The sequence below is a fragment of the Deinococcus peraridilitoris DSM 19664 genome, from assembly GCF_000317835.1.
Taxonomy (GTDB): domain Bacteria; phylum Deinococcota; class Deinococci; order Deinococcales; family Deinococcaceae; genus Deinococcus_A; species Deinococcus_A peraridilitoris.
The window spans coordinates 682,092-706,931 of record NC_019793.1; the positions used below are offsets into that span (position 1 = coordinate 682,092).

Sequence of the window (24,840 nt, forward strand, 5' to 3'; positions counted from 1 at the left end):
GAGCTTCAGGGGACTGTTCAGTGGCGCGGACGGTCTTTTTTTCTCGTGATTGAGAGCCGTTCGAACATGCGGTCCATGGTTTTGATGCTGACCCGCACGCCATGCTGCTCGAAGTAGTACTCCACGTGCTTAGCAAGGGTCGCATCGGGGTACTGCTCCACCTGGGCTCGTAGGACAGCATGGCTGGCTTCTCCCAGGATTCGTACCCGGCCTTTGTGCCGGACTGGCGCCAGGGGCTGGCCTGCAGCGTGAGCCCGCACATAGCTGCGTACCGCTGATTCACTCAGCCGGAAGGTGCGGGCCACTTGCGCGATCACTGGCGTGTCCTGGTATGCCGCCACCACTCGCTCTCGTAAATCCAACGAATACGCCCTCATCCTTCTATCCTACGGACAAATGCTCTAGGGCGCACCGGGGCAAACGGAAAAGATCGAGGGCGACAAACCCGCCATTGCCGGACTCAACACGGGGCCGCTCGCCGCGTCATCCGGCTGGTGCTGACGCGGGGGTAACACGCGACCCCCTTGCCATTCAAAAGCGTGAGAGAAGGCAGTGAGCGCCGGATAGATAGGGCGACAGTTTCGATCTAACCGGCGCCAGTCACAGGTCGCCGTCCGCATACCTGAACGCCACGACGGCGATGCCTGTGCCTCACGGGCAATCCGGTCGCCGCCCTATCCGGCGCTTTCGTACACTGCGGCGCTTTCGTACACTGCAACGTCATGCTCGAACAGCATGCGCACGGTGACCCGGATGGGTTTCCTTGACTCAGGAAGGACCACTGGTCTGCTGCGAGAGCCGCAGAGCCGCCTCGACCAGGACTTTCACACCATGACTGAGGGCTTGCTCATCAATTGCGAATTTTGGGTGGTGATGCGGAGCGGAGATTCCCGCCTGCTCGTTGCGCGCACCAATGAAGATAAAGGTACCAGGCGCTTTCGTCTGGTAGGCGCTGAAGTCTTCTCCACCCATAGTGGGTTGAGCCTCGATCAAGGCGTCCGGGCCGAGCGTGTCACGAACCACGCTCCGGAGGACGTCGGTCACTTCCGGGTCGTTGACCGTCGCGCGGTATCCGAAGGTGTAATTCAGTTGGTACGAGGCCCCGAACCCGTCCGTCAACCCCTGCACGAGTCGCTCCATCAAGCGCGGAATCTGCTCTCTCAAGCTCGCGTCGAAGGTTCGTACGGTTCCGGTGAGCACAGCCGAGTTGGGAATGATGTTGTGCGCCGTTCCCGACTGGAACGTTGTCACACTCACCACTGCCGGCTCGAGTGGATCGCGCTGCCGGGAGACGATGGTCTGCAAGGCCGTGACGATATGCGCGGCAATGACGATCGGGTCGACCGTTTCGTGCGGCATGGCGCCGTGTCCGCCTTTCCCGATGACCGTCAGTTCGAAGGTATCCGGCGCGGCCATGAGGGGGCCAGATTTCAGGGCGACCAAACCAACCGGTATCGGGGAAAACAAATGGGCGCCGACGGCAACATCAACGCCATCCATCACGCCGGCATCCACGACCTGCTGAGCACCACCCGGAAAGAGTTCCTCGGCATGCTGAAAGATGAAACGCACCTCGCCATGCAGCGCCCGCGATTGTTCGGAGAGGACTTTGGCGGCACCGAGCAGCATGGCGGTATGGCCGTCGTGTCCACAGGCGTGCATCACGCCGTCGTTCTGAGATGCGAAGTCATATTCGGTTTCTTCTTGGATGGGCAGAGCGTCCATGTCCGCGCGGAGCAGGACGGTGCGGCCCGGGCCGGCCTGGCCTTGCAAGACCGCAAGGATACTGGTTGGGGTGGGCCTGGTGATGATCAGGCCGTTCATTTCACGCAGCTGGGTTTCGACGTAGTCTGCGGTTTCGTGCTCTTGGAATGACAGCTCCGGGTGTTGGTGCAGATGGCGGCGCCAGGTGATGACTTGTGCGTCGAGGGCGGATTGAGTGTCGGTGGTACTGGTCATGTTGATCCTCGGTTGATCAGGCGGGCCTGCCGTTGGGTTGGTGTGATGGTCCGTGCCGTTGCCTGGCTGGCGAGCGGCACCAGGATGCAATCTTGGGACACCCTGGCGCCGCTCGGGGTTGGGGGTATGGGCGGGCGCCTGCTGGTTATCGTTTCTGGACGTTGCTGAGTTTGAGGATGAACGGCGAGATGGGATCGAGCGTGAATCCCTGCACGTTTTTGTTGTATGCGACGACCTGCTGGGCGTGATTGACGAACAACCAGGGGGCGTCCTCGTTGATGAGGGCCATGGCCTTCTGGTAGATCACCGCGCGTTTTTTGGGGTCGGCTTCCATGCGTCCCTGGTCCATCAGCTTGTCGACTTCGGCGTTTTTGTAGAATCCGGAGTTGAAACCTGGCGGGAAGGATTTGCTGGAGAGCAGCGGGTCGAGGACGAAGGCTGGATCGACGGGGGTGTCCATCCACGAGAGTTCCCACATATCCAGGTTTGATTTTTCGGCGCCCGCGCCGATTTTAGAAAGGAACGTGCCCCAGTCCATCTGCTGGATGTTGACTTTCACGCCGATTTGCCCAAGGTACGCCTGAATGGCGGTGCCCATCTGCACTGGACTTTGCATCCCCGATCCGGAAGTGGGAACCAGGAGGGTGGTGGTGAAGCCGTTTGGGAGTCCCGCTTGTGCGAGGAGTTCTTTGGCTTTCTGGGGGTTGTAGGCGTATTGGTTGACGTTCGGGTTGTACCCGAGTTGCATGGGCGCGAGGGGCTGCACGGCCGGGGTGCCGGTGCCGTACAGCACGCCTTCCGTGATGGCTTTGCGGTCGATGGCGTAATTCAGTGCCTGGCGGACGAGCTTGTTATCAAAGGGCGCTTTTTTGAGGTTCAGGCCGATCCACCAGATGTGCGGTCCGGCTTCCTGAGCGACGTTGAAACCGCCACTCTTGAGTTTCGCGAGGTTCTCGGCCGCCGGGTTGATGACGATATCAACCGTACCAGACTGCAGCGCCACGGCGCGCTGGCTCTCCTGGATCATCGGCACGAAGATCAGCTTCTGGCTTTTGGGTTTGTTTCCCCAGTAGTTGTTGTTGCTCTTGAGAATCAGTTGCCCGCCACGGTTCCATTTCTCAAGTGCGTACGGGCCACTGCCAGCCCCTTGGAGCGCGAAGGTCTTGCCTTTCGCGAGGGCAACTTTGGGATTGACGATGGAGCTGGTGGGCACGCTGAGGGCAGCCATGAAGGCGGAGTTGGGACTTTTGAGTTTGAATTCGACGGTGTTGTCGTTGATCTTGCGAACCCTGCTGACCGAGCCATAGTAAAACTCTGCGAATGGGAAGGGCCCGAATTTGTAGCCGGGATTGTTCTTGTTGAGCTGCCGGTCGAAGGAGAACACGACCGCGTCCGCGTTGAGGGGATCGCCGTTGGCGAAGCGTGCTCCCGGTCGCAAGGTGAAGGTGTACGTCAGACCGTCTTTGGACATCTGCCATTTGGTCGCCAGGGCAGGTTGGAAATCTCCTTTGGGCCCGAGTTTGACGAGGGTATCGTACATATGCGACAGCACGTGCATGGTGTTGAGGTCCGTAACTTGAGCTGGATCGAGGGAAGTGGCGTCCGCTTCGTAACCGACGATCAGCTGGTTTGGCGTTTGGGCGGCGCCGAGGGTCATGGTTGCGAGCAGTGCGGTGAGCAGGTACTTGTTCATGGTTTCTCCTGATGGGGCAGCGGTTGGGCGCGCGTTTCAGTGATCCTGAAGCAGCCCGCGTTTTCGGGACTCCTCCATGTTGAAGAGGCCCTGCGGGTGAGCTTTTGAAGGGAGCATGCCGATGAGTGGAAGCAGAGTTTCCCTGGCGACGTCGTACACGCGCTGCAGTTCAGGAACAGGGTCGGTGTGCTCGTCGACGCGCAAATCAACCAGCGGGTACTGCTCGGTGCTGTACACTTTCACGGCCGCGGACTGTTTGCCGCGTTTGTCACCTCCGGCGTTCTGACCGGCTTGCAGGGCCTCAAGCAGGCGTTCGACGAGCGGGCGGTGTTCGCTGCGCTCGAAACTGTCTTTCATGGCGTTCAGCGTCTCTGCACCGACGAGCATATTGCCGGCGATGGCGTAGTCAGGTCCGGTCAGGTGACCGTACCAGCCGTCGCAGCCATCACCGGAGAACGCGGCGGAGCCTCCATGGCGGTCGACGATCGCGAATTGCCGCAGGGCCAGTCCCTGATCGCGTTGCTTGAGGAGCTCGAGTGTTTCGCTGGCGGAATGACCATCGGCGAGGTACTCGAGCCCCCAGATGCCGAGGTAAGGATTGACGAAGGATTGTGAGGCGACGGCGCCCACTTCAGCCTGTACAAAGGGACAGAGCATGCCCACGCCGGGCACGGCGGTGGACACCGCCACGCCAAGCTGTCCGGTCTGGGCGCACCGGGCGGTGATCGAGAAGGTGTTGAGTTTTACCATGGAGCCTCCTGTTCGACGGGTCGCGGTTTCAGGTTCTTCACTCTTCACGCATCAAGCTGCTTCGTAAGCCCACCCCGAACAGATTCAATCCGACCACGGCGATGACGATCATCAGCCCGGGTAGCATCGCCACCTGGGGGAGTGAGGCCATGTAGTTCTGGGACTCAGCGAGCATGCTGCCCCAGTCGGCCGTAGGTGGTTGGGTGCCCAGGCCGAGGAAGCTCAAGGCAGATGTTTGTCCGATCATCCAGCCGGTGGTCATGAAGAGCGTTGGGATCGTGACGCTGATGATGTTCGGCAGCATGTGAGACAACACGATGCGCTGATGGTTGGCCCCCAAGGCGAGGGCGGCAGTGATGAATTCACGTTCACGGACGCGCGCGGCTTCACTTTTGACAAGGCGGGCGGTGAAGGGGACGTTGGCGATGGCGACGGCAATCAAGGCATTGATGGTGGACGGCCCGAGCGCGGCGACGATCAAAATGGCCAGCAGAATGAACGGGAAGCCCATCAGGATGTCCGTCAGGCGCATGACGATCACATCGATCCAGCCTTTGTAGTACGCGGCGATCAGGCCAAGTGCGGTGCCGAGTGACGTAGAGATCAACGCCGCGACGACGCTGCTGATGAGCGTGATGCGTCCTCCGTACAGCAGGCGGCTCAGCAGGTCACGCCCCAGGTTGTCCGTGCCGAGCAGGTGACCCTCGAAATTGAAGGACTTGAGAGACTGAACAGGATTGATGGCGTTCGGGTCGGATGGCGCCAGGACCGGGGCAAGCAAAGCAAACGCCGCGAGCAGCAGCATGATGGCCGCGCCAGCCAGGAGATAGCCGTTGCTTTTCAAGCTTCGCTTTTGAGAAGCCGCTTCGGTGTTCGTCAGGGGTTCGGTCGATACGGAGGCGTTATGCATTGTTGCCTTTAAGACGTGGGTCGATTGCGGCGTAGGAGGCTTCAACGGCGAAGTTGACGGCAACAAAGATGGCGGAAAGCAACAGGCTCGCGCCGAGCACCACCGGGTAATCACGGCTGATGGCGGATTGCACGAGCAGTTGCCCGATGCCGGGCCAGTTGAAGACGTTCTCAACCAGCACGGCTCCACCGATGACGTAATTGATTTCGAGACCGAGGGTGGTCACCACCGGAATCCAGGTGTTGCGCAGGGCATGCCTGATGATGGCTTTTCGGTACGAGAGGCCTTTGGCGACGCTGGTACGCACGTAGTCCTGTTTGACTTCGTTGAGCAGGGTCGAGCGGGTGATCTGCGCGATGACCGCAGCAGGAGCGAGAGAGAGCGCGACGACGGGCAGCACCAGGTGATGCGCCACGTCCATCCAGCCTCCACTCCCACCAGGGGTGTGCATCCCGCTGGTGGGGAACCAGCCGAGTTGTAAGCCGAAGAACAGGATCAGGAGCAGCCCGAGCCAGAAGACGGGCAGGGCCAGCGCGATGAACATGATGGTGTTGGCGCTGTGGTCAACCCAGCCTCGCCGGTACAGTCCACTCAGCAGACCTGCGGTAATGCCAAGAAGGGTGGCGACGAAGAAGGAGGGCACCGCGAGGATCATGGAGTTCGTCAGCCGTTCGTAGAGGACGGATGATACCGATTGCTTGATGCTGATGGATGTTCCGAGGTCGCCGCTGAGGGCCTGACCGAGCCATTTGAAATACTGAACGATAGCCGGTTGATCCAGGCCAAGCTCGACCGTGAGGCGCTGCAGGGCTTCTGGAGTGGCGAACGGTCCAAGCAGCAGTTGCGCGGGGCTGCCCGGCGCGAGGTGGAGGGCTAGGAAGACCGTGGCAGATACGCCCCACAGAACGAAGATGAAGAGCAGGAGGCGCTGAAAGAGATACAACATGGGCTGAACCTCGGGTGGCGTGCTGCCCAGAATTTGATCCTGGGTTGAATTGAGTCGGGGACGGGCTTTTGTAGGGCTTGCGAGTTGATCGCGCTTCCGAGCGTGCATTGTGTCGGGCGACAGGCTTTCGAATCAGCGCACGCGTGTGCCTGTCATGGTTTCCCATGTGTTAGGGAACACAACGCTGACTCAGCAACGAAATCACAGTGAATGAATTGAATTATTCAACAGTGTATCATCTGACTCAGATTATTCAACGGGAGCGGGAGGCCAGCCACCTTCACCAATCGTCAAAGCCTGACTGACCTGCCTCACACAGAGCGGGTCTCATTCATGACAACTCAGGCACCCGCAGAACGCTCCCGGCAGACGCCCAAACCACCGACTTCTTGGGACTGCGCGAGCAGGAAAGCATCAACATCAAAAGCCTCTCCTTCATCGCGGAGCACGCCAGCCTCTGCGTCGCCCGCCCTGCACCCAAACATCACTTGCGTCACCAGCCTCAACGCCAGACTGAGGTTGCACCAGTTGTGCGCAGACGGGATTAAGAACTCCGAGAATGACGACAACGAGGTGCAACATGGGACGACGCAGAACGTACGGTGGCGAGTTCAAGCAGCAAGCCGTCGAGCTGGCCCGGCAGGAAGGCAACACCACCCTAAGTGTCTACCGCTTCAGATCTTCCGTTCTGGGAACAGCACCCAGAACGACAGAACCCAGCGGCAGACACGCTTCCCCTCCTCGCCTCCCCTCGCCCCACGTTTTTGGAGAACACCAAAACTCAAGTGGGAGCTACTTAGGGATCGCCCGCGAATGCTCGCATCGTCAGGTGCCGCAGAACGTGCGGTAGCAGGCCGTCACCTCCGCGCCGGCCGGTTCGGTGTATTCGGCCTGGTCCTGCGTCTCGTCGTAAGGCCGCCTGAGCGCACTCAGCAGGCGCCTGAAAGGGGCGAGATCTTCTTTTTCGGAAGCCGCTGACAACGCTTCCTCGACCCGGTGGTTGCGTGGGATGACCGCCGGGTTGACGCGGCGCATGCGCTCGGCCCGTTCGCTCCCTGCCAGGGCAGGTCCGCCTTCGCTCTCGCCGCGCGATCGCCAGCGGGCGAGCCAGGCGTCGGGCGTCTGCGGTTGGGGGAAGAGAGAGCGAAGCGGCATTTCGTCGCCGCACGCCGCGTCTGCAAGCCGGCGCCACCCGAGGGTGAAGTCCACCCCGTGCTGGTGCAGCAGCGTCAACCAGTCAGCCGCGAGCGCGCGGTCCGGCTCATCGTCGCCTCCCTCGCCACCTTGCAGGCCCAGCTTCTCTCTCTGGCCGTTCAAAAGCGCGGCAGCATACCACTCGGGGAAGGCATCGATCACCTCGGTCGCCTGGCCGATGGCTTTCGATACGGCGCCCTCGCTCTCCTCTTCGGCGATGAGCGGCAGCAGGGTCTCGGCCAGACGTGCAAGGTTCCAGCGCGCAATCAGCGGCTGGTTGCTGTAGGCGTAGCGCCCACCGTGGTCAATGGAGCTGAACACCGCATCCGGGTCGTACGCCTCCATGAAGGCACACGGTCCGTAGTCGATCGTCTCGCCGGAAATCGTCATGTTGTCGGTGTTCATCACGCCGTGAATGAATCCGACGTTCATCCACCCTGCAATGAGGGCCGCTTGCCGCTGCGCCACACGCCGGAGCAGGGCAAGATACCGGTCGGTTGTATCGACGAGGTCTGGGTCATGCCGGGCAATGGCGTAGTCGGCGAGCTGCCCGACCCGCTGCGTTTCGCCGCGAGCGCCGAAGAACTCGAATGTGCCCACGCGCAAATGGCTCGCCGCCACGCGGGTGAGAACGGCACCGGGCAGAGGCTGCTGGCGGTATACGGGCTCGCCCGTGCCCGCCACGGCGAGTGCCCGTGTGGTCGGGATCCCGAGCGCGTCCATGGCTTCGCCGATCAGCACCTCACGCAACATGGGGCCAATGGCCGCCTTGCCGTCACCCCCCCGCGAGAACGGTGTGCGGCCCGAGCCCTTGAGCATGATGTCGCGGCGTCGTCCGAGCCGATCGATGACCTCACCCAACAGCAAGGCGCGCCCGTCGCCCAGTTGAGGCGAGAACCCGCCGAACTGGTGGCCGGCATAGGCTTGGGCGAGCGGTTCGGCCCCCTCAGGAACTTGGTTGCCGGCAAAGATGGCGGCGCCTTCGGGCCCGTCCAGCACTTCGGGATCCAGCCCCAGTTCGAGCGCCAGTTCCTGGTTGAAGAACAGCAAGCTCGGTGAAGGAACGGAAGCCGGCTTCCAGGGCACGTAGAAGCCTTGCAGGTCCCGCGCATAGGTGTTGTCGAATCGAAAAGTGGAGGCAGACATATCAAACAGTCTGACGCCTGCCCATCGTCTTGCCGAACTCAGCTCACAGTCCCAGATTCGTGAGAAGCGGAATCAGGAAATCGAGACCACCAGTGACGTGGCCGAACCTACAAATATCAGTTCGCCTTCCCGCACGACCGGCAGTCCATGACAGAGGTACGAGCGGACATGCCCCGTTTTTTGCAGTGGTACAACCAGGAATGCAAGCATTCGCCCTTGGGCTACAGTCACTTCACCGGCGCGCGCTCGCATCGCCGCCCGAAGTCAAATCTGAAGCACTACCCAACGACATGCTCATCACGCTGCAAGTCGATATCGCCTACGAGCGTCAAACTGCCAAGATCATGCCGACCCCAAAGAGAAGTACCTGCACCTCGGCAAAGCAGAGCAGGCCGAACGTCTCGGCAGGACACCCTTAGGTTATTGCTGTCCTGAGGGCAGTGTTCTTGGCGATGGAGGTTAAGCTCATCCGGTTCATGACAAGAAGCGGCATCAAGGCGAGGTGACAGCCCATGAAGCCGCTCTGCTTGATCCTACCGACCTCACCCTCGTCGACCCGGCTTTCGCGGCTCTAGGAGCGCAAGAAGGTACAGCTGCATTGTGCTGAGGGTTGTAAAATCTGGCTGTGCGACCGTATTCCAGCTTCAGGATTGACCAGTTGGCTGCCAGGCGCCGTACTCCAGTTACGCTGGAAGCGTGAACCGCGTAGATCGATTGTTCGCGCTGCTGCTGGTCTTTCAGCATCGGCAGCGTGTTACAGCGGCACAACTCGCCCGGCAGTTCGAAGTCAGTGAACGTACAGTAGACCTCCTGCGAAAGTCGTGGGCTAGGGTAGGGGATGGCGCACGAGCGGTACGAACGGACGATGAAGTTGAACCGCGTGCGGTTCAAGCGGCGAACCGGGGTGTACCCCGAAACCTTCGAGGCGATGCGCGACGTGCTTGATCAGCGCGAGCAGGCCAAGACAAAGGCGGGCCGTCCCGCAGCGCTCACCCCGGACGAGCAGTTGCTGCTCACACTGGAATTCTGGCGGGAGTATCGCACTCAAGCTCACCTCGGCGACGACTGGGGCGTGCACGAGACCACCGTGCTGCGCACCGTCGAGCGTGTCGAAGCCGCCTTGCTGGCCAGCGGCCAGTTCTCCTTGCCGCGTCGCTCGGCGCTGACGACCGAGACGGTGTACAGCGCGGTCCTCGTCGACGTGTCCGAAGTGCCGTGCGAGCGACCCAAAAAACAGCGGACGTGGTACAGCGGCAAGAAGAAGCGGCACACCCAGAAGATGCAGCTGATGATCGAAGCCGTCACGGGGCGGATTCTGTGCGTGGGAACCGGTCGCGGTGCGACCCATGACCTCACGCTGCTGCGCGACTCGGGCGTTCGGGTGCACCAAGAAACCGCTCTGATCACCGACGCCGGGTATCAGGGCATCGCCCACGATCACACGCTCTCGCTGACCCCGCATAAAGCCACAGCGCGCGTCCCGCTCAGCGAAGAGCAGCGGCACGAAAACCGCGTGCTAGCGCACTTCCGCCAGAGGATCGAGCATGTCATCCGACGGCTGAAGATCTTCCGGGTGCTCAAGGAGACGTATCGTCATCGTCGCAGGCGCTTTGCGCTGCGCCTGCACCTGATCGCCGCCCTCGTCAACCTTACCCTTGACGTGCAGTCATGACTTTCGCAGGAGGTCTAGTGTACCGGGATGTACTCGCATTAAACGAAGCCGGAGTGCCGATCGTTTCCATGCCCGGCCAGGGGTACGAGCTGATGGAAGGATACTTTCTTCCTCCCCTGGTGTTTACACCCGATGAAGCCCGCGCCATGTTCCTCAGCGGTCGATTCTTCGTCGCCCACGCAGGTGGCCGCACTGCGCAGGATGCACAGCTGGCCCTGGCAAAACTGGCGGTGGTTCTTCCTGCCGCCACACGTCAGGACGCTGAGCGGCAAGCCGCGCTTGTTTCATTCATAGAGGCACGAACACGAATTGACTTTGATTCCAGCCGCCTCCGGGAGCTCCAGGACGCTATCCAAAATCGACGGGTGGTTCACTTCTCGTACCACAGCCGGCACCGGGAGACGCCTACTTCACGTGTCGTCGAGCCGGAGCGGCTCTGGTACCACGTGAATGCCTGGTACCTGTCCGGGTACTGCCGTTCACGGCAGGCAACACGCTCCTTTCGCCTCGAGCGCATGGAGACCCTGCAGATCCTGACTGAACCCTTCGGAGAGCGCGTGACGAAACAAGGAGGACGTGCCTTTCAACTGGTTCGCATTCGTTTCCCTGACACTCAGGTGAGGTGGGTGATGGAACGTCAGCATTACGCCTTCCAGGAAGCCGTGGCGGAGGAAGGCGGCGTCATCATGACGTATAGAGTAGAAACCCTGAGTGAAATGCTGCCTTGGTTGTTGGGCTGGGGTTCGGCAGCGGAACCCCTCCATCCCCGCGAGTTACGTGACCGGGTCCGCGAGGAAGCGCAGCGTGTCGTGAGGCTCCTGACATAGGGTTGTCAGGAGCCCCGGTCCAAACTGTAGGTATGCAAAGAGCACTCGAAGTCGTTCGGTACACGGTCAAACCCGGAAGTGAACAGTTGTCCCTGCAAGCATGGCCGGGAGCGGAAGCGGCCTTACGGAAGCGTTTCCCCGGCTTCGTCCGCTGCGTCCGGTCACGCGGAGACGAACGCCAATGGCTGGACGTGCTGGAGTGGCGCAGCCTCGACGACGCGTTACGTGCCGCTTCGGAAGCCTCGGGTATTCCAGAAGTCGCGGCGTGGATGGCGTGTATTGAAGAAGTGCAGAGTTTTGAGCATAGGGTGATCGTGCACGAAGGGTAACGGGATGACTCGTGACGATCACGCGGATATTTCGTCATTGCCACTTGGTCCGATAAGCAGCCGCATGCTCCGATCAGTGGGCATTACGACAATGGGTGATTTACGTGAGGCAGGTGCAGTTGAAGCCTTCGTGCGGTACAGGATTGTGGGCGAGCAGCCGTCGTTGAATTTGCTGTGGGCGTTGGTGGCGGGGCTGCGTGGAGCGCACTGGGCGAGTTTGGGATGGATGAAAAGGTCCGCCTGAAGACGCAGCTACGTGAAGCTTCACTGCAGTGAACGGTCATAACGGCTGACTGGGTCGTCGGCTTGAGGCCGCACCTGCGATGGGTGTATGACCTCGGCATCCATAGCCAGGAAAACCACCCTCGGCTCAGCGAAAAACTAAGAGCGTGTCTATGAAGGGGATGGGTCAGGAGACGCTGGCAAGGTTTGAGGTGTGAAACGCAAACCGTACCCGAGTGACCTGACCCGTCGCCAGTTTAAACACCTTGAAGTTCTGTTGCCCGCTGTAGCGACAAGTGGCCGACCTCGCCGCGTCGAGCCGTACGAGGTGATCTGGGCAATCTTCTACGTCCTGGCCAACGGCTGCACCTGTCTTGGGCAGAACAGGCCGCAAAGCGGTTTGCGGCCTTGCCCGCTGGAGAAGTCTCCCGCACGACTTCCCCAAATGGCAGACGGTCTACGCCTACTTTCGCCGTTTCGAGCGAGACGGTTGTTGGGAAGCCATCAATCGCGTGCTGCTGCGTCAAACTCGTCAGGCAGCAGGACGAGACCCAGACCCGAGTGCGGCGCTGCTGGATGCCCAGACGGTTCGTGGCGGTCCACAAGCTGGACCCCGAGGCGTAGACGCGGCCAGGAAGACCAATGGTCGGAAGCGGCATGTGCTGGTCGACACCCTGGGCTTGCTGCTGGTGGTGCTGATGACCAGTGCCAACGTTCAGGACCGGACCGGTGGGAAGTTGGTGCTGGCCTACGCCAAGCGACGCTTCGCTCGCCTCAAGCTGGTGTGGGCCGATCAGCGCTATGAACACGGTCTGGTCGAGTGGGTGAAGCAGTGGTGCAAGTGGGTGCTGGAGATTGTTCGTCCGCCAGAAGGACAGCGCGGCTTTCGCATCTTGCCCAGACGTTGGGTCGTTGAACGCTCCCTGGCCTGGTATACCCGCTCCAGACGCCTTTCCCGCGACTACGAAGGCCGAGCCAGAACCTCCGAGTCCTGGCTCTACCTCGCCAATATCCGCCTCATGCTCCGACGCCTTGAATCTACCCGTGACCCTTCATAAACACGCTCTGAGAGCGTGAGGGCCGACCCGCATCGGCCGCCGAACGAGGGCGGTCCGCGCGCAGGCTCTCATGACGTTTGTTTCACCGAAACGAGCGGGGTGCGGGAACCGCCGGGACCCAGGTACCCGTCACTTTCCGTAGTGTTACAGCTTCAGCTTGTCCATCAATGCGCGTGCTTCATCTGCCCGCTCCGCCAGGAAGCTTCTGGTTTCGGCATGGTGCGCCGTCACTTCCGCAAAAGGCCGTCCGAAGATCGACTCCACCACCGGGATAAACTGCTCATCAAGGACGCTGACCGGCGGGAACGTGTAACGCAGGGCGGAAGTAGCCGCATAGGCGAAGCGCACCTCCTGGGGATCACCACGCCAACCAGCCTCGTGAAGACCAGCAAGATACTCTTCGAACACGACAGCATCGAGTTTCCTCAGTTTGTCCGCCTCCAGGCCGAAAAACATCACCGTGCCTGTGACCAAAGGCGCTATTTCCTCGCCAAGAGCACCGGTTCCCGTGAATGCCCAATCGAGGAGCACCGTTTGCTCCTGCCCGTTCGTCATTCTGCGCAGAAGATTACGCCGGAAGACATCCAGGTGACACAGGGTCTGCGGGAGACGTTCGAGCGCGCCAAGGAAGACCTCCCGGTCGTCCCATAGGGCCAACAGCCGATTGATGGCGTTCGGTTGGCCCAACAACTGAACGTGTGGGTGATCCGGGAACTGCCGGACTTCCCGGGCGGTCGTTGCGCAGAGTTCGATCCAGTGCCTGAGAAAGGAGCGGCTCATCCAGGGCCAGGAAGGTACGGGTGGACTCGTGAGGTAAGCAGCGTTGAACCGACCCAGTTCTCGTGCCACTCGCCCATAGTGCTCCAGCGTCCATTCACTGGTGCTTTCCTGGATGTCTTCCAGCCAGAGTCGATACTCATGCCCGGCCGTTTCGATGTGGTAGCAGCGTGGCGCGGCGAGTCCAGCAGGGAGGCGGGCAAAAAGTTCGGACTGGTACGCCAGTGGTTCGCGCTCCCAGTACCTGGGGGTTAACGGGTCGGTGCAGTCCGGGGAAGCACGGACGATTTTCTGAATTAGTGACCAGGGGTGAGTTGTACCGCGATCCTGCGCTTGTCCAACGTAACGGTAGATGCTCCCTCCGCCCGCGCCCCCGTAAATTGTTCGGACGGTCCACTCGGTGATTTCCGCCGTGTCACTGTTCAGCGTCTGACGGACGAGGGTGGTGAGTACGGCTTCGTCAATGCTTCCATTCGCAGCGCCTTCAAGGGTGTCCATGTCATCACTCCGTTCATCTTGCCGATTCCGTTCACCCTCACCCGTTGGTACGGCATCGAGCGCAAGAAGCTCATTCTCACCCCCGGCCTCACCGGTTCCGATCTGGAGTTGGCGTGACAGTCGGCCATCCTCCTGAGAACGTCCTGTCAGGAGCCGCCATCCGCCACTGCGATCCGCTCAGCACAACGCCACCATCGACCTTCCCGCATCGCCCCGATCACCTCCGCTGCAACCCATCCATCCTCGAACGTCGGGTACGGTTCCGACGGATGCCCCCGGACGTCATCGAGGAACGCTCCGAAAAACTGATCCCATTGCGCCTGCACCGGATCTCCCACTCCAACGGGAACGTCCACCTCCTCCCACCCCTCGTTGAAGCGACGAAGCCGTTCGTTCGTCCACATGTCACCTTCGAGTGCCACGCTTCCACGCTCGCCATGCAACACCAGCCGGCTCGGTTGCAACCGGCCCGGGCCATGCGTAAGGTGCACCAGCGCTGTCGCTTCTGAAGCGTCCGGAAAGCGGAGTTTCACCACCACCGAGTACGCGACGTCCACGGTCGGCTCCCTCCACTCTGCGCGTGCCAACTGCTCGTCCGTGAGAGGCATGAACAACTGGCAAAAGTCATGAACGTCTCCCACGAACGGAACACGGGCTTGCAGGGGTCGGGCGTCCCCGGTCGCGGCGACGACTTCAGCGCCTGTGACGTATGTCAGTTGCTGCAGTTGGTGCGGGAATATGTTGTTGAGCATCCCGCCGCCCTGCTCGAGTTGATGAACCCAGGAGTACGGCGTCCGCTCGGCATCCCGAATCTGGATGAACGACTCGATCTCGCGCATCTGCCCCACTGCTCCGCCGAGGATCAAGTCGCGTGCGGCGGTGTAGATGGGGTGCGCGTATCCCGTCGCAGCGTAGGCATGCCGAACACCCATGCGGGGAGCGGTGGTGAACATCACGTGCGCTTCGGTCGCGGTGAGCGCGAGGGGCTTCTCGCACACCACGTGGCATCCAGCGGTCATGGCAGCGGTCGCGATGTCGAGGTGTGGTGCGGCTGGCGTAGCGATACAGACGATGTCGGGCTTTAAGGTATCTATGGCGTCTTGCCAACCGAATCGAACTTCTGGTATTCCAAGGCGTGCAACCAGCGCATACGCCGGTTCTGGAGTGCGTCCGCAGAGGGCAGCGATGCTCACTTCATGGTGTTGGAGGGCGCGTGCGTGACCTTCGGCGGCCCAGCCGCTGCCAACAACGATCGCTCGCAAGTTGGACATCCGTTCTCCTGCTGTGAGGACGCGTGTCGCATCCAGCAACGTGTGACAGTTCGAAAGGGCCAGGGTTGACTTGAAATAGTTGAGGAGAAGCAGGTGCTGCGGGGAATTGTTGTCAGTGTACACCTCGCGGAACACCAAGCGCTCCCCAGTACCTGTCCGATGGAAGCACATATTACTCAAGAGGCCGCACGGACTTTCGTTGAGCGTGCCTGTTTACGGTGTCACCAACTCAGAGAGGTTCACCGTCCTTTCCTCATGCTCGGTGATGCCCAAAAAGCCGCTCCCGCTCCTGGAGTGAAAGCCGAAGCCATCAAACTCGGCATCCGAAACGACCACCCCTACCGACCACTCACTGGGGCAATACTTTACTGCGACGTTTTGAGTGGTAGTCAGCTCAAGCTCACGTACCTCGTGAAGATCGTCGAGAAACACCCACCGGCGGCACGCCCATCGCAGACCTCCGCCCGGCAGCACTCGGACGCCTCTACAAGGACCTCGCGACGAAGCACGCCCGGCGACCGTCCGGCACATCAGCATCATGATCAACAGCGCCCTCAGGAGCGCCGTGCGGCACGACGTGCTGCGCAGTCACCCTGGCCTGGTCACCGAGCTGCCCTACATGCAGGAACAGCACATCGGCCGGGACCTCTCTACTGAAGATGTCCGTAAGCTGCTCGACGCCGCGCGAGACCATCGGCAATTCGCGGTGATCGCCGTGATCGCCACGCTCGGCCTGCGGCATGGTGAAGCGCTCGGCCTGCAATGGGATGACCTGATGTGGGACGCCCGCGAAGGCATCGGCACCCTCAGCGTCATCCGGACGGTCGTCACGCGTGACAACGTGCCAACCATCAGCTACCCAAAGACGAAGGCCAGCGCGCGTCCTGTACTTCGACGCAGGCCTCTGGAGGGTCCTCACGAAGCAACGGCATGACCTGCAGGAACGAGGTCTGCCGACCACAGGGGAAGCGTGGGTGTTCCCAAGCCTGCCGGCACACCGCAATCACAGCACAACGTCCGGCGGGACTGGCGGGCCATCCTGCGCAAAGCGAAGCTCGACGAGACGTACCGCATTCACGACCTGAGGCACACCTTCCTCTGCCGCCTCATCGAGGACGGCGTGGATCCCCGCACGGCTGCGGACGTGGCCGGGCACAGTGACCCTCGGATCACCCTGGCGCGGTACGCGTACTCCCGAGCAGAGAAGCGCAAGTCGGCCCTGCTGGGTGTAGCGAACCCCTTGCGGGCGTTGCTGACGCCCGAAGAAGGGGCGGAAGAGGCGAATTCCGAGGCTTCGTAGGGGTGATTGAGGGGTAAACAAAAAGACGCACTCCTGAAGAAGTGCGTCCTGTTGGTAGACTCGAGGAGATTTGAACTCCTGACCCCTACCGTGTCAAGGTAGTGCTCTACCCCTGAGCTACGAGTCTATCTCTGGAGGCGCTGGGCGGACTCGAACCGCCGGTGGAGGTTTTGCAGACCTCTGCCTTACCACTTGGCTACAGCGCCAGATACGCGAGCCGCCGTGCGGTCGGGCCGAGAGACTTGAGTGGGGCCTGTTGGCAGGCCTTGCTCGTCCCTCCCAGCGGAGGAAATACTAGCATGCGCCTTTCAGCGTGTCAAAGGTACGCTGAGGGCAGGCGAAGCATCCGACACTTCGTGTTTTCACGGTGGTCCGGTACCTGCATGGCGTTGGCAATCCCCCTGCCTACGCCGCCCCGTCTGCTGGGACCTTTTGAAAGGTGTATCGGGCGCAGTGCCCTGCGAAGTGCGGGTGTCACCATAGGGCATGAGCACACCCCAAGAGATTCAGGTCGTCGACAATTCGGAAGCCCAGCGCTATGAAGCCCAGACCGAGGCCGGGCTCGCCTTTGCGGAGTATCGTCCGGTCGCCAACGCCCTGGTTTTTTCGCACACGGAGGTGCCAGAAGGCCTGGAGGGGCAGGGCGTAGGCTCTTCTCTTCTCCGCTTCGCGCTCGATGACGCGCGCTCGCGGGGATTACAGGTGGTGCCGATGTGTCCCTTCGTCGCGGCATTTATCGGGAAGCACCGCGAATATGTCGATCTGGTGCATCCTCAGCAGCGCGGCGTGTTCGGGCTGTAGGATCTGGCGAAGCGGCGCGCACTTTGGGTGCGCGCCGCTTCGCTGACTCCCTTAGGGTTGGCGCTGGCGGTAGCGGGTTTCGAGTTCGCTCGAAATGTCCGCCAGGGGCACACCTTTGCGCTCGCCCTTGCCGCGTTCGCGCACGCTGACGGCGCGGGCTTCCTGTTCCTGATCCCCGACAATCAACATCACGGGAATCTTGGCCAGCTCGGCGTTGCGGATCTTGGCGTTCATGCGCTCGCTGCCATCGTCCGTCTCAGCGCGCAGGCCCAGGGCGCGCAAGGTGACCTCGATTTCGCGGGCGTACTCGACGTGCCGGTCGGCAATCGGCACCACGATCACCTGGCGGGGCGCCAGCCACAGGGGGAAGTCACCGGCGGTATTCTCGATCAGGAAGGCGGTCATGCGCTCCATGGTGCTGATCACGCCACGGTGAATCATGATGGGCCGCGAGCGCCCTCCTTCCTCGTTGACATATTCGAGCTCGAAGCGCTGCGGCAGCAGAAAGTCGAGCTGCACGGTCGAGATGGTCTCGTCCTTGCCGAGCGCGCTGCGCACCTGCACGTCGAGTTTGGGGCCGTAGAAGGCCGCGTCGCCGGGAGACTCGTAGTAGTTGAGGCCCATGTCGTTCAGGGCGTCGCGCAATTGCCCCTCGGCGCTTTCCCACATGCTGTCGTCCGGGTAGTACTTTTCCTTGTCGTTCGGGTCACGCAGCGACAGCCGGTAGAGGTACTGCCCGAAACCGAGCACCTCGTAGACGCCCTGAATCAGCTCGACGACCTTCTTGAATTCCGCCTGGACCTGGTCTTCGCGGCAGAAGATGTGGGCGTCGTTGAGGGTCATCGAGCGCACGCGCGACAGGCCGGTCAGCTGGCCGCTCTGCTCGAAGCGGTACATGGTGCCCAGCTCGGCGATCTTGATGGGCAGTTCGCGGTAGCTGTGCGGTTTGTGCGAATAGACCTGAATGTGGTGCGGGCAGTTCATGGGCCGCAGGACCAGTTCTTCCTGGTCGATTTTCATGACCGGGAACATGTCTTCCTGGTAGTGGTCCCAGTGACCGCTGATCTTGTAGAGCTCACTTTTGGCCATCGCGGGGGTGTAGACGTGCTGGTAGCCCTGCTGCACTTCGAGGTCCACGATAAAGCGCTCCAGCTCGCGGCGGATGGCGGCACCGTTGGGGAGCCACACCGGCAGTCCGGGGCCGATCACGTCGCTGGTGAAGAACAGTTCGAGGTCCTTGCCGATGCGGCGGTGATCACGCTTCTTGGCTTCTTCGAGCAGGCGCAGGTACTCGTCGAGTTCTGCCTGGGACGCGAAGGCCACACCATACACCCGCTGCAGCATGGGGTTCTTCTCGCTGCCGCGCCAGTAGGCGCCCGAGGTGCTGGTGAGCTTGAAGGCGCGCGGCAACAGTCCGGTGCGCGGCAGGTGAGGTCCGCGACACAGATCGACGTAATCGGCCTGTCGGTAAAAGGTGACCGGAGTGCCTTCGGGCAGCTCCTGAATCAACTCGACCTTGTAGGGATCGTAGCCGAAGACCCGCAGGGCTTCCTCGCGGCCGACTTCGTGGCGAGACAGGTCGAGGTTGGCGTCGATGATGCCCTGCATGCGCTTCTCGATTTCGGGCAGATCAGCTTCAGTGAGCGGCTCGGGCAGATCGAAATCCTGGTAAAAGCCGTTTTCGATCGCCGGACCGACGCCACGTTTTACGGCCTGCGGGTCAAAACCCTTGGCAGCGTAGAATTCCCCCACCGCCTGACTCATGACGTGCGCGAGGGTATGACGCCACACCTCGGACACGTCGGCAAGCTGCTTTTTGGTGATGATGCCAATTTCGGCGCCGTCGGGAAGCGGGGTCAGGAGGTCGTGCAAAATCCCGTTGACGCGGGCGGCCACAGCGTCCTGAGCGAGTCGGGGGCCGATCTGCGCGGCGGCGTCTCGGGCAGTGGCATTGTGCGGTAAATCAAGGCGTTTGCCGTCGGGCAGGACAACTTGCATACGCAAAAGTATACGGTCCTGACGCCCGGAGTCGCCCGGAGCGTCAAGCGGTCCGGGCGGCATTCCAACACGATCGTTCTCGGTCATAGGGTGCTCCTGTCTGCGCGGGGCGCAACAACCCGGAAGCGGGAGAGACAATGGCAGGCCAGGTCGGTGGCAGGTTCGCCGCACGACCTGACCTCACCGCGTTCGCGTCGCGCGTCCGGGCAGAAGCGCGGTGTTGTTCGGTGCACCGAGCGCAGCCAACCGGTAGGGTCGGGGCATCAGGAGCAACATGAAACGAGTGTAGTCACACTGCTGCGTGCGCTTCTACCGCCAGACGGCTTATAAGAACGTGCGTTCATTTGGGGCACCCGAGTGTTCTCAACTGCTGCATTGCCAACGGCAGGCTCGATCGCCGATCTGGGTGTCTACCGCTTCAGTTCTACTGTTCTGGGAACCGCACCCAGAACGACAGAACCCAGCGGCAGACACGCTTCCCCGGCTCGCCTCCGCTCGCCCCACGTTTTGGGAGAACACCAAAACTCAAGTGGGAGGGACTTAAGTGCTTCTCGCGTTGCCTCAGATCTCACCGGCGACGCGGACCCGCGCCCGGCCGGCGGCCTTAGCGGCGTAGAGGGCTTCATCGGCGGCCTGCAAGGTCTCCTTGAGGCCACGTACCCCGTTGACGGCCGCCACCCCGAAACTCGCGGTCACGTGCAACCGGGCGTCCACATCACTCCAGTCAATCGAACTGATCCGTTCCAGCAGCCGTGCGCAAGCGTGCTCTGCCTCACGAACCGTCACCCCGGCGAAAATCAGCACGAACTCCTCTCCCCCGAAGCGCGCCAGACAATCCACCTCGCGAATCGCTCCCGAAAGGACCTCGACTACCCGCTGCAGCACCACATCACCGGCCGCATGTCCGAACGTGTCGTTCACCTGCTTGAAATGATCGAGGTCCATCAGCGCGACGGCGCTGGACGTTCCCCCCTGGGCCAGTTGATGCACCGTGCCCAGCACTTGCATGGCACGCGCCCGGTTGGGTGCGCCCGTGAGAGAATCACGCAGGGCCGCCTCGGCGAACGCCGAGGCCCGCACCTCTGCCTCACGGGCCTGAACCTGCAGATCGTCCAGGCGGGCGCGCTGCTGATAGACGTCACGGTACAGCTGCTCTACGCCCCGCGTGACTTCCCGCTGCACCTCAAAGGCTTCCCGGAACCGGCCGATGGTGGCATACGCGCCGGCCAGCGCGTCGCGCGCGCGAGCAGCGGGCAGATCCTGCCGGGCCGCATCGAACTGCAGCACCGCTTCTTCGAAATCCCTGATCGCCAGATTCCACGCTTCGCTGCGTGCGTGCAATCGGCCGCGTTCGAACAAGGCCGCGCCCTGCAGCGCGGGACTCTCGGTCCTGGCGGCCAGCGCAACCCGCTCATCAGCCAAACTGATCGCCTCAGCACTCTCGCCGCGCCACTGCGCATGCCGTGCAAGCGCATCGAGAATTTCCAGGGTGTCGAGCGGATTGCCCAGCACGAACGTCGGGTCAGCTTTTACTTCCTGCAGGCGGGTGACCGCGCGGTGGAAGTCTTCGTGCAGTTCCGGGTAGGCCAGGTGATCCTGCCGACCCTGCAGCAGGGCTTCGGCCACGCAGACCGTGTAGTTGATGTGAAACGCCACGGCCATTCCGGCATTCTCGGGGGCCTGCAGACCGACAGCGTGGGGTGAGCGAAGCAGGCGCCGCAGCGGCTCGACGCCACGGGCATATTCACGGCGCTGCATCAACACGTGCGAGCGGTTCACCGCGATCAACGCCATGCCACGGTCGTCTCCGGCTTCCAGCGCGAGTTCTTCGGCCAGGCTGAACTGCTGCTCGGCACCCAGGTCATCGTACGCTTCGGCCTGCACCAAGGCCAGCGTGACGTGCGCCTTGGCCTGCAGCGACCGATCGCCCGCGACCCGCGCGAACTCCAGGGCAAAGAGTGCATGCCGCATCGCCGTCAGCTGATCGTTGAGGTCAAGGCCGAAATACGCCGCGTCCCGGTGAAGAAGCGCCAGCTCTGCCGCACTCCGGGCATCCTGACGCTGAATACGCGCCTGCAAAGCCTCCAGGGAGGCTCTGATCGATGCTCTGGAAGGTTGCGGGACCACCGAATTCGTCACGTACGGACCTCATTCCCTGCGGGACAGGCACACCAGCGCCATCATTCTAGAGCCCCGAGCAGCGGTATAGGTGGGGAATCCTTTCGCGCGGGCAGCCGGACCTCCCACTGCCGGAAGCGTAAGCTGCACAGCGAGCCGCGGGCGCTGGGCCGGCCTGCCACCCAGCCGGAAGGATCGGCGGATTTATGCCAGCTCCTTCGAGAACAACTTCCTCAAAAACGTGACCACGATAAAGGAGGTCGGAGTTGACACTCCGACCTCCTTCTGGCGTTGCGGACCCAGGGCTCAGGTCAGTCCGGCGCTTTTCAGGAATTCATCGAGTTTGGCTGGCCGAAAACCGCTCAGACTGGCGGCATGACCTTCGTATTCCAGCGTCGGCACGCTGCGCTTGCCCCCGTTGACGCTCATGACGTACTGAGCCGCGCCTTCGTCCTGCTCGATGTTGATTTCCTGATAAGGCAATCCCTTCTTGCCGAGCGCTGACTTGGCGGCATGGCAGTCCGGGCACCAGCTGGTCGTGTACATCTTGATCATGCGTTCCTCCAGGCAGATGGAAAATCCAAACGACGTCATTTGAACAGGCGGAAGAGCAGACTCAACGCGACACTGACCACAATCATGCTGGTCAGCGGAATGAATACGCTGGCGTTTTCGTTGTGAATACGGATGTCGCCCGGCAAACGCCCGAACCATGAAAACAGTTTGGGGAAGGTCTGGGGACTGGCCAACCACACCACTCCCAACACGGTCAGCGCGAGCCCGATCAGGATCAGTACCTTGGGACCGCTCATCCCTGCACTCTACAAAACAAAGTGGCATTCGAGTGAGCGCGGTGCACAATGGCTGCCGAACTCTCTCCGGCGGCGCTTGACGAAGCAAAAAAGCCGCGCTAGTATCTTTGAGCGCGAACGAACGGGTGCACACTCGGCGCGCAGACAACACGGGTAACGCGGGGTAGAGCAGTCTGGTAGCTCGTCGGGCTCATAACCCGGAGGTCGCAGGTTCAAATCCTGTCCCCGCAACCAATCGCCCCCTCTTCGGAGGGGGCTCTGCTTTTTGCTTGCTGCTGAATAAGCACGCTCAACGCAACCCCTGCCGATCAGACGCTCCTCACCGACTTCCGCAGGACAGTGGGCTTCACTCTGATTACATTACAATCTCATCATTTTAGCGACATCTGAAGCGCAACGAGCAAGATATGAGCGCTGCAGCGACCTGTTCACGCTCAATTAATATTGTGAGGAATGTAAGATATTTGTAAGAAGTATGGTACAAAATGAAGGCAACACTTCGGTGTGAAAAACATAACGGGAAGCGATGAAGCCTGCTCAGCATACGGTCACCAATGCGCAGGGGGAGCCAATGGTGAGACCGGCCCGCGAGGAGTAGTTATGAAACACTACGCTTGGCTGGCCCTTCCCGTTTCCGTCGCCCTGCTGACTGGCTGTGGCAGCACCCCCCCCGCTCCTGGAAAAATTGACAGTCTTTCGAGCCCACCGATGCTCGAACTGCAATCCCAGGCCAAGGGCTCGGGCTCCCTGAGTTTCAAGAACACTGGCGGCAGCGCGCTGACCTACAGCACAACCGTGACCTTCCCCAAAGGAACCCCGGCCTGGCTCAACGTCACCAAGGGTGCGAGCGCGACCGTGCAGCCCAATGCTTCTCAGACCGTCGAGTTCAGCGCCGTCTGCCCGAACGTCTCCATCACCTCCACCTACACCGCCACGATTGCCCTGACGGTCGGCAGTGGCAGCAGCGCCGTCTCCAAAACCGCGACCGCCACGCTCAAATGCGTAGCGGTACCCGTCATCGAGACTCCTGATACCGAGAAACCCGTCGTGACTGTCACGGCGCCGCAAAACGTCAGCGTATCGCACGTCACCATCACCGGTAACGCCACCGACAACCTCGGCGTCATGCGCGTGACATACAGCCTCAATGAAGCCGCCGAAACAGACCTCGACGTCCAGGCAGGCACCAGTGTCGCCCTTGATTTCAGTGTTGAGAACCTGCTGCAGGGCCTCAATACCATCAAGGTCAGAGCCTACGACGCCGCCGGGCTGGTTTCCGACGTGCGCACGCTTGCAGTCTCCTACACGCCCGCCGAATCGCCGGATATGGTTGCACCTGAACTGCACCAGGCCAGCGCCGTATTCCAGAAACATGGCGAAGGATACCGCCTGCAGGTGACCGGGGTGGCGAGCGACAACATGACCCAAGCGAGCAGTCTCAAGATCGAGTATGCCCTTGACGGCGAAAATTACTCGCTCGTGGCCGAGCCCACCTGGACCGACAGTGGATTCTCGCTCTACGTCACCAACCTGGACCTGACCCAATACGCCAATGACGCTGAAGGTCACGTCAGCGTGCGCATCCTGGATGAAGCTGGTCTTGCCTCAGGCGCCATCAGCGCTGCTTTTCTGGTCGACACGACCGCACCGACGGCCAGCCTGAATCCGGTCGACTGGACGAAGCAATCCAACATCACCATCACCGGCAATGTCGGTGAAGCGAACTTCAAGAGCGCCAGCTGGACCTTTGGCAACCGCACCGGTGAACTCCTCAAGAGTGATGTCGCCGCAGACGGCAGCTTCAGCGTTCCACTCATGGGCATCCCCGAAGGAACGACGACCTTCACCCTCACGGTGACCGATCAGGCAGGCAACCAGAGCGCCACGCCGGCCACGGTGGAAGTCAAGGCCGACTTCACGGCGCCAGAAGCCGGCACCGTTCAAGCCTCTCCTGAAGTGGTCATCGTTCCTGGCACCGTGACACTCTCGCTCACCCCCACCGATGCCGGGTCCGGCGTCAGCTCCGTCGTCTTCAAGGGAAATGGCAAGACGCTCCCCGCAACCCTGGCAAACGGCACCTGGACTGCCACGGACTCGTTCGATGCTCCGACGTCGACCTCTTACACGGCCACGGTCACGGACAGCGCAGGCAATACCTCCCAGGCCGCCGCAGCCTCGGTTACCGCCAGAAAACCCGTTGCGCCAAGCGTGATCGGCCTGGTCGTCGCCATCCAGAAGGGCAACAGCAGCAACGCGGGCGTCAAGGCGACCATCTCCCACGAAGCGCCCAGCGTAAAGATTACGCTGACGTACACCCAGAAACCAGGCGGCAAACATCCCAGTTTCACCAGCGTCATCGACACGGCCTTCACCGGGACCGACTTCAGCGCCACCATCAAGAATGTCGAGGTGGGCGGCACGGTCCAGCTGAAAGTCGAAGACGGCGTCAACGAACCTGTCTTGTCGGAAACGGTCACGGTCACCAACTAGTAAGACCTTCGCAGTGAGCGGGGAGGACTGGCGTCCTCCCCGCTCACGTCACATCTCACCGATCTACCC

At 61.4% G+C, this 24,840-nt stretch carries 22 protein-coding genes, 3 tRNA genes and 1 pseudogene; 11 read left to right on the forward strand and 15 right to left on the reverse strand.

Annotated elements, in window-relative coordinates; genetic code table 11:
• Positions 1–17 precede the first annotated feature (17 nt).
• From DEIPE_RS24435 to DEIPE_RS03325, 7 genes are all read right to left on the reverse strand, one after another.
• Positions 18–377, reverse strand: coding sequence for an IS630 transposase-related protein (locus tag DEIPE_RS24435; protein WP_083865707.1), 360 nt, complete (start codon positions 375–377; stop codon positions 18–20).
• Between the two features lie 391 nt (positions 378–768).
• Positions 769–1,959 carry a M20 family metallopeptidase gene (locus DEIPE_RS03300; RefSeq protein WP_015234569.1) on the reverse strand — a complete coding sequence of 397 codons (1,191 nt, stop codon included), beginning with the start codon at positions 1,957–1,959 and terminating at the stop codon, positions 769–771.
• A 145-nt stretch (positions 1,960–2,104) separates the two neighbouring features.
• The gene (locus DEIPE_RS03305; RefSeq protein WP_015234570.1) at positions 2,105–3,652 is read right to left on the reverse strand and encodes an ABC transporter substrate-binding protein; all 1,548 of its coding nucleotides are present in this window, start codon (positions 3,650–3,652) and stop codon (positions 2,105–2,107) included.
• 36 nt (positions 3,653–3,688) lie between these two features.
• Complete coding sequence (locus tag DEIPE_RS03310) at positions 3,689–4,402, reverse strand: DUF1028 domain-containing protein (protein ID WP_015234571.1); 714 nt, start codon at positions 4,400–4,402, stop codon at positions 3,689–3,691.
• 37 nt (positions 4,403–4,439) lie between these two features.
• Entirely contained in the window at positions 4,440–5,246 is an 807-nt protein-coding gene (locus DEIPE_RS03315; RefSeq protein WP_157448752.1) for an ABC transporter permease, read from the reverse strand.
• Between the two features lie 58 nt (positions 5,247–5,304).
• On the reverse strand, positions 5,305–6,258 hold the full coding sequence (locus tag DEIPE_RS03320; RefSeq protein ID WP_015234573.1) for an ABC transporter permease: 954 nt from the start codon (positions 6,256–6,258) through the stop codon (positions 5,305–5,307).
• Between the two features lie 825 nt (positions 6,259–7,083).
• On the reverse strand, positions 7,084–8,598 hold the full coding sequence (locus DEIPE_RS03325; RefSeq protein WP_015234575.1) for a protein adenylyltransferase SelO: 1,515 nt from the start codon (positions 8,596–8,598) through the stop codon (positions 7,084–7,086).
• Between the two features lie 865 nt (positions 8,599–9,463).
• Here DEIPE_RS03325 and DEIPE_RS03330 point away from each other — a divergent pair.
• The 5 genes and pseudogenes from DEIPE_RS03330 to DEIPE_RS03345 all read left to right on the forward strand — a co-directional run bounded on the left by DEIPE_RS03330 (position 9,464) and on the right by DEIPE_RS03345 (position 12,706).
• Positions 9,464–10,270 carry an IS5 family transposase gene (locus DEIPE_RS03330; RefSeq protein WP_245557582.1) on the forward strand — a complete coding sequence of 269 codons (807 nt, stop codon included), beginning with the start codon at positions 9,464–9,466 and terminating at the stop codon, positions 10,268–10,270.
• Positions 10,267–11,097, forward strand: coding sequence for a helix-turn-helix transcriptional regulator (locus DEIPE_RS03335; protein WP_083865711.1), 831 nt, complete (start codon positions 10,267–10,269; stop codon positions 11,095–11,097). Before DEIPE_RS03330 ends, DEIPE_RS03335 begins: the two co-directional genes overlap by 4 nt.
• A 32-nt stretch (positions 11,098–11,129) precedes the next feature.
• Positions 11,130–11,426 carry an antibiotic biosynthesis monooxygenase gene (locus DEIPE_RS03340; protein WP_015234578.1) on the forward strand — a complete coding sequence of 99 codons (297 nt, stop codon included), beginning with the start codon at positions 11,130–11,132 and terminating at the stop codon, positions 11,424–11,426.
• A gap of 91 nt (positions 11,427–11,517) precedes the next feature.
• A complete protein-coding gene (locus DEIPE_RS25450) occupies positions 11,518–11,670 on the forward strand; it encodes a TfoX/Sxy family DNA transformation protein (protein ID WP_425387730.1) in 153 nt (50 codons plus the stop codon).
• 192 nt (positions 11,671–11,862) lie between these two features.
• Positions 11,863–12,706, forward strand: a pseudogene (locus tag DEIPE_RS03345) (IS5 family transposase).
• Positions 12,707–12,850: 144 nt separating this feature from the next.
• Here DEIPE_RS03345 and DEIPE_RS03350 read toward each other — a convergent pair.
• The gene (locus DEIPE_RS03350; RefSeq protein ID WP_245557624.1) at positions 12,851–13,909 is read right to left on the reverse strand and encodes a phosphotransferase; all 1,059 of its coding nucleotides are present in this window, start codon (positions 13,907–13,909) and stop codon (positions 12,851–12,853) included.
• Between DEIPE_RS03350 and DEIPE_RS24800 the strand changes: the two genes are divergently transcribed.
• The gene (locus tag DEIPE_RS24800) at positions 13,817–14,098 is read left to right on the forward strand and encodes a hypothetical protein (RefSeq protein WP_245557656.1); all 282 of its coding nucleotides are present in this window, start codon (positions 13,817–13,819) and stop codon (positions 14,096–14,098) included. The two genes, DEIPE_RS03350 and DEIPE_RS24800, sit on opposite strands and share 93 nt — an antisense overlap.
• 29 nt (positions 14,099–14,127) lie before the next feature.
• Here the strand turns inward: DEIPE_RS24800 and DEIPE_RS03355 are convergent, their stop codons facing one another.
• Positions 14,128–15,252, reverse strand: coding sequence for a Gfo/Idh/MocA family protein (locus DEIPE_RS03355; RefSeq protein ID WP_157448753.1), 1,125 nt, complete (start codon positions 15,250–15,252; stop codon positions 14,128–14,130).
• 538 nt (positions 15,253–15,790) lie between these two features.
• Between DEIPE_RS03355 and DEIPE_RS03365 the strand changes: the two genes are divergently transcribed.
• Together DEIPE_RS03365 and DEIPE_RS03370 are read left to right on the forward strand one after the other, a co-directional pair.
• Positions 15,791–16,186 carry a site-specific integrase gene (locus DEIPE_RS03365; protein ID WP_041230674.1) on the forward strand — a complete coding sequence of 132 codons (396 nt, stop codon included), beginning with the start codon at positions 15,791–15,793 and terminating at the stop codon, positions 16,184–16,186.
• 36 nt (positions 16,187–16,222) lie between these two features.
• Positions 16,223–16,552 (forward strand): tyrosine-type recombinase/integrase, encoded by a 330-nt coding sequence (locus tag DEIPE_RS03370; RefSeq protein WP_041230675.1) that lies wholly within the window; start codon positions 16,223–16,225, stop codon positions 16,550–16,552.
• Between the two features lie 52 nt (positions 16,553–16,604).
• Here the strand turns inward: DEIPE_RS03370 and DEIPE_RS03375 are convergent.
• Positions 16,605–16,679: transfer RNA gene (locus tag DEIPE_RS03375), tRNA-Val, on the reverse strand.
• A 5-nt stretch (positions 16,680–16,684) separates the two neighbouring features.
• Positions 16,685–16,758: transfer RNA gene (locus DEIPE_RS03380), tRNA-Cys, on the reverse strand.
• A gap of 280 nt (positions 16,759–17,038) precedes the next feature.
• Between DEIPE_RS03380 and DEIPE_RS03385 the strand changes: the two genes are divergently transcribed.
• Positions 17,039–17,353, forward strand: a complete 315-nt coding sequence (locus DEIPE_RS03385; protein ID WP_015234582.1) for a GNAT family N-acetyltransferase — start codon at positions 17,039–17,041, stop codon at positions 17,351–17,353.
• 51 nt (positions 17,354–17,404) lie between these two features.
• On the opposite strand, the gene thrS is transcribed toward DEIPE_RS03385, so the two are convergent.
• From thrS to DEIPE_RS03405, 4 genes are all read right to left on the reverse strand, one after another.
• Complete coding sequence (gene thrS, locus DEIPE_RS03390) at positions 17,405–19,351, reverse strand: threonine--tRNA ligase (RefSeq protein ID WP_041230676.1); 1,947 nt, start codon at positions 19,349–19,351, stop codon at positions 17,405–17,407.
• A 561-nt stretch (positions 19,352–19,912) separates the two neighbouring features.
• Positions 19,913–21,430, reverse strand: coding sequence for a GGDEF domain-containing protein (locus DEIPE_RS03395; protein WP_245557583.1), 1,518 nt, complete (start codon positions 21,428–21,430; stop codon positions 19,913–19,915).
• 345 nt (positions 21,431–21,775) lie between these two features.
• On the reverse strand, positions 21,776–22,024 hold the full coding sequence (locus DEIPE_RS03400) for a glutaredoxin family protein (protein ID WP_015234585.1): 249 nt from the start codon (positions 22,022–22,024) through the stop codon (positions 21,776–21,778).
• A gap of 35 nt (positions 22,025–22,059) precedes the next feature.
• On the reverse strand, positions 22,060–22,281 hold the full coding sequence (locus tag DEIPE_RS03405; RefSeq protein WP_015234586.1) for a DUF2905 domain-containing protein: 222 nt from the start codon (positions 22,279–22,281) through the stop codon (positions 22,060–22,062).
• 157 nt (positions 22,282–22,438) lie between these two features.
• Here DEIPE_RS03405 and DEIPE_RS03410 point away from each other — a divergent pair.
• Both DEIPE_RS03410 and DEIPE_RS03415 read left to right on the forward strand, forming a co-directional pair.
• Positions 22,439–22,515: transfer RNA gene (locus DEIPE_RS03410), tRNA-Met, on the forward strand.
• Positions 22,516–22,881: 366 nt separating this feature from the next.
• Positions 22,882–24,771, forward strand: coding sequence for an Ig-like domain-containing protein (locus tag DEIPE_RS03415; protein ID WP_015234587.1), 1,890 nt, complete (start codon positions 22,882–22,884; stop codon positions 24,769–24,771).
• Positions 24,772–24,840: the final 69 nt, after the last annotated feature.

Bases quoted from the DNA above. Each gene is read 5' to 3' on its own strand.
- DEIPE_RS24435 (WP_083865707.1), bottom strand. From the start codon at position 377: ATGAGGGCGTATTCGTTGGATTTACGAGAGCGAGTGGTGGCGGCATAC.
- DEIPE_RS03300 (WP_015234569.1), bottom strand. From the start codon at position 1,959: ATGACCAGTACCACCGACACTCAATCCGCCCTCGACGCACAAGTCATC.
- DEIPE_RS03305 (WP_015234570.1), bottom strand. From the start codon at position 3,652: ATGAACAAGTACCTGCTCACCGCACTGCTCGCAACCATGACCCTCGGC.
- DEIPE_RS03310 (WP_015234571.1), bottom strand. From the start codon at position 4,402: ATGGTAAAACTCAACACCTTCTCGATCACCGCCCGGTGCGCCCAGACC.
- DEIPE_RS03320 (WP_015234573.1), bottom strand. From the start codon at position 6,258: ATGTTGTATCTCTTTCAGCGCCTCCTGCTCTTCATCTTCGTTCTGTGG.
- DEIPE_RS03325 (WP_015234575.1), bottom strand. From the start codon at position 8,598: ATGTCTGCCTCCACTTTTCGATTCGACAACACCTATGCGCGGGACCTG.
- DEIPE_RS03330 (WP_245557582.1), top strand. From the start codon at position 9,464: ATGAAGTTGAACCGCGTGCGGTTCAAGCGGCGAACCGGGGTGTACCCC.
- DEIPE_RS03335 (WP_083865711.1), top strand. From the start codon at position 10,267: ATGACTTTCGCAGGAGGTCTAGTGTACCGGGATGTACTCGCATTAAAC.
- DEIPE_RS03340 (WP_015234578.1), top strand. From the start codon at position 11,130: ATGCAAAGAGCACTCGAAGTCGTTCGGTACACGGTCAAACCCGGAAGT.
- DEIPE_RS25450 (WP_425387730.1), top strand. From the start codon at position 11,518: ATGGGTGATTTACGTGAGGCAGGTGCAGTTGAAGCCTTCGTGCGGTAC.
- DEIPE_RS03355 (WP_157448753.1), bottom strand. From the start codon at position 15,252: ATGTCCAACTTGCGAGCGATCGTTGTTGGCAGCGGCTGGGCCGCCGAA.
- DEIPE_RS03365 (WP_041230674.1), top strand. From the start codon at position 15,791: ATGATCAACAGCGCCCTCAGGAGCGCCGTGCGGCACGACGTGCTGCGC.
- DEIPE_RS03385 (WP_015234582.1), top strand. From the start codon at position 17,039: ATGAGCACACCCCAAGAGATTCAGGTCGTCGACAATTCGGAAGCCCAG.
- thrS (WP_041230676.1), bottom strand. From the start codon at position 19,351: ATGCAAGTTGTCCTGCCCGACGGCAAACGCCTTGATTTACCGCACAAT.
- DEIPE_RS03400 (WP_015234585.1), bottom strand. From the start codon at position 22,024: ATGATCAAGATGTACACGACCAGCTGGTGCCCGGACTGCCATGCCGCC.
- DEIPE_RS03405 (WP_015234586.1), bottom strand. From the start codon at position 22,281: ATGAGCGGTCCCAAGGTACTGATCCTGATCGGGCTCGCGCTGACCGTG.
- DEIPE_RS03415 (WP_015234587.1), top strand. From the start codon at position 22,882: ATGAAACACTACGCTTGGCTGGCCCTTCCCGTTTCCGTCGCCCTGCTG.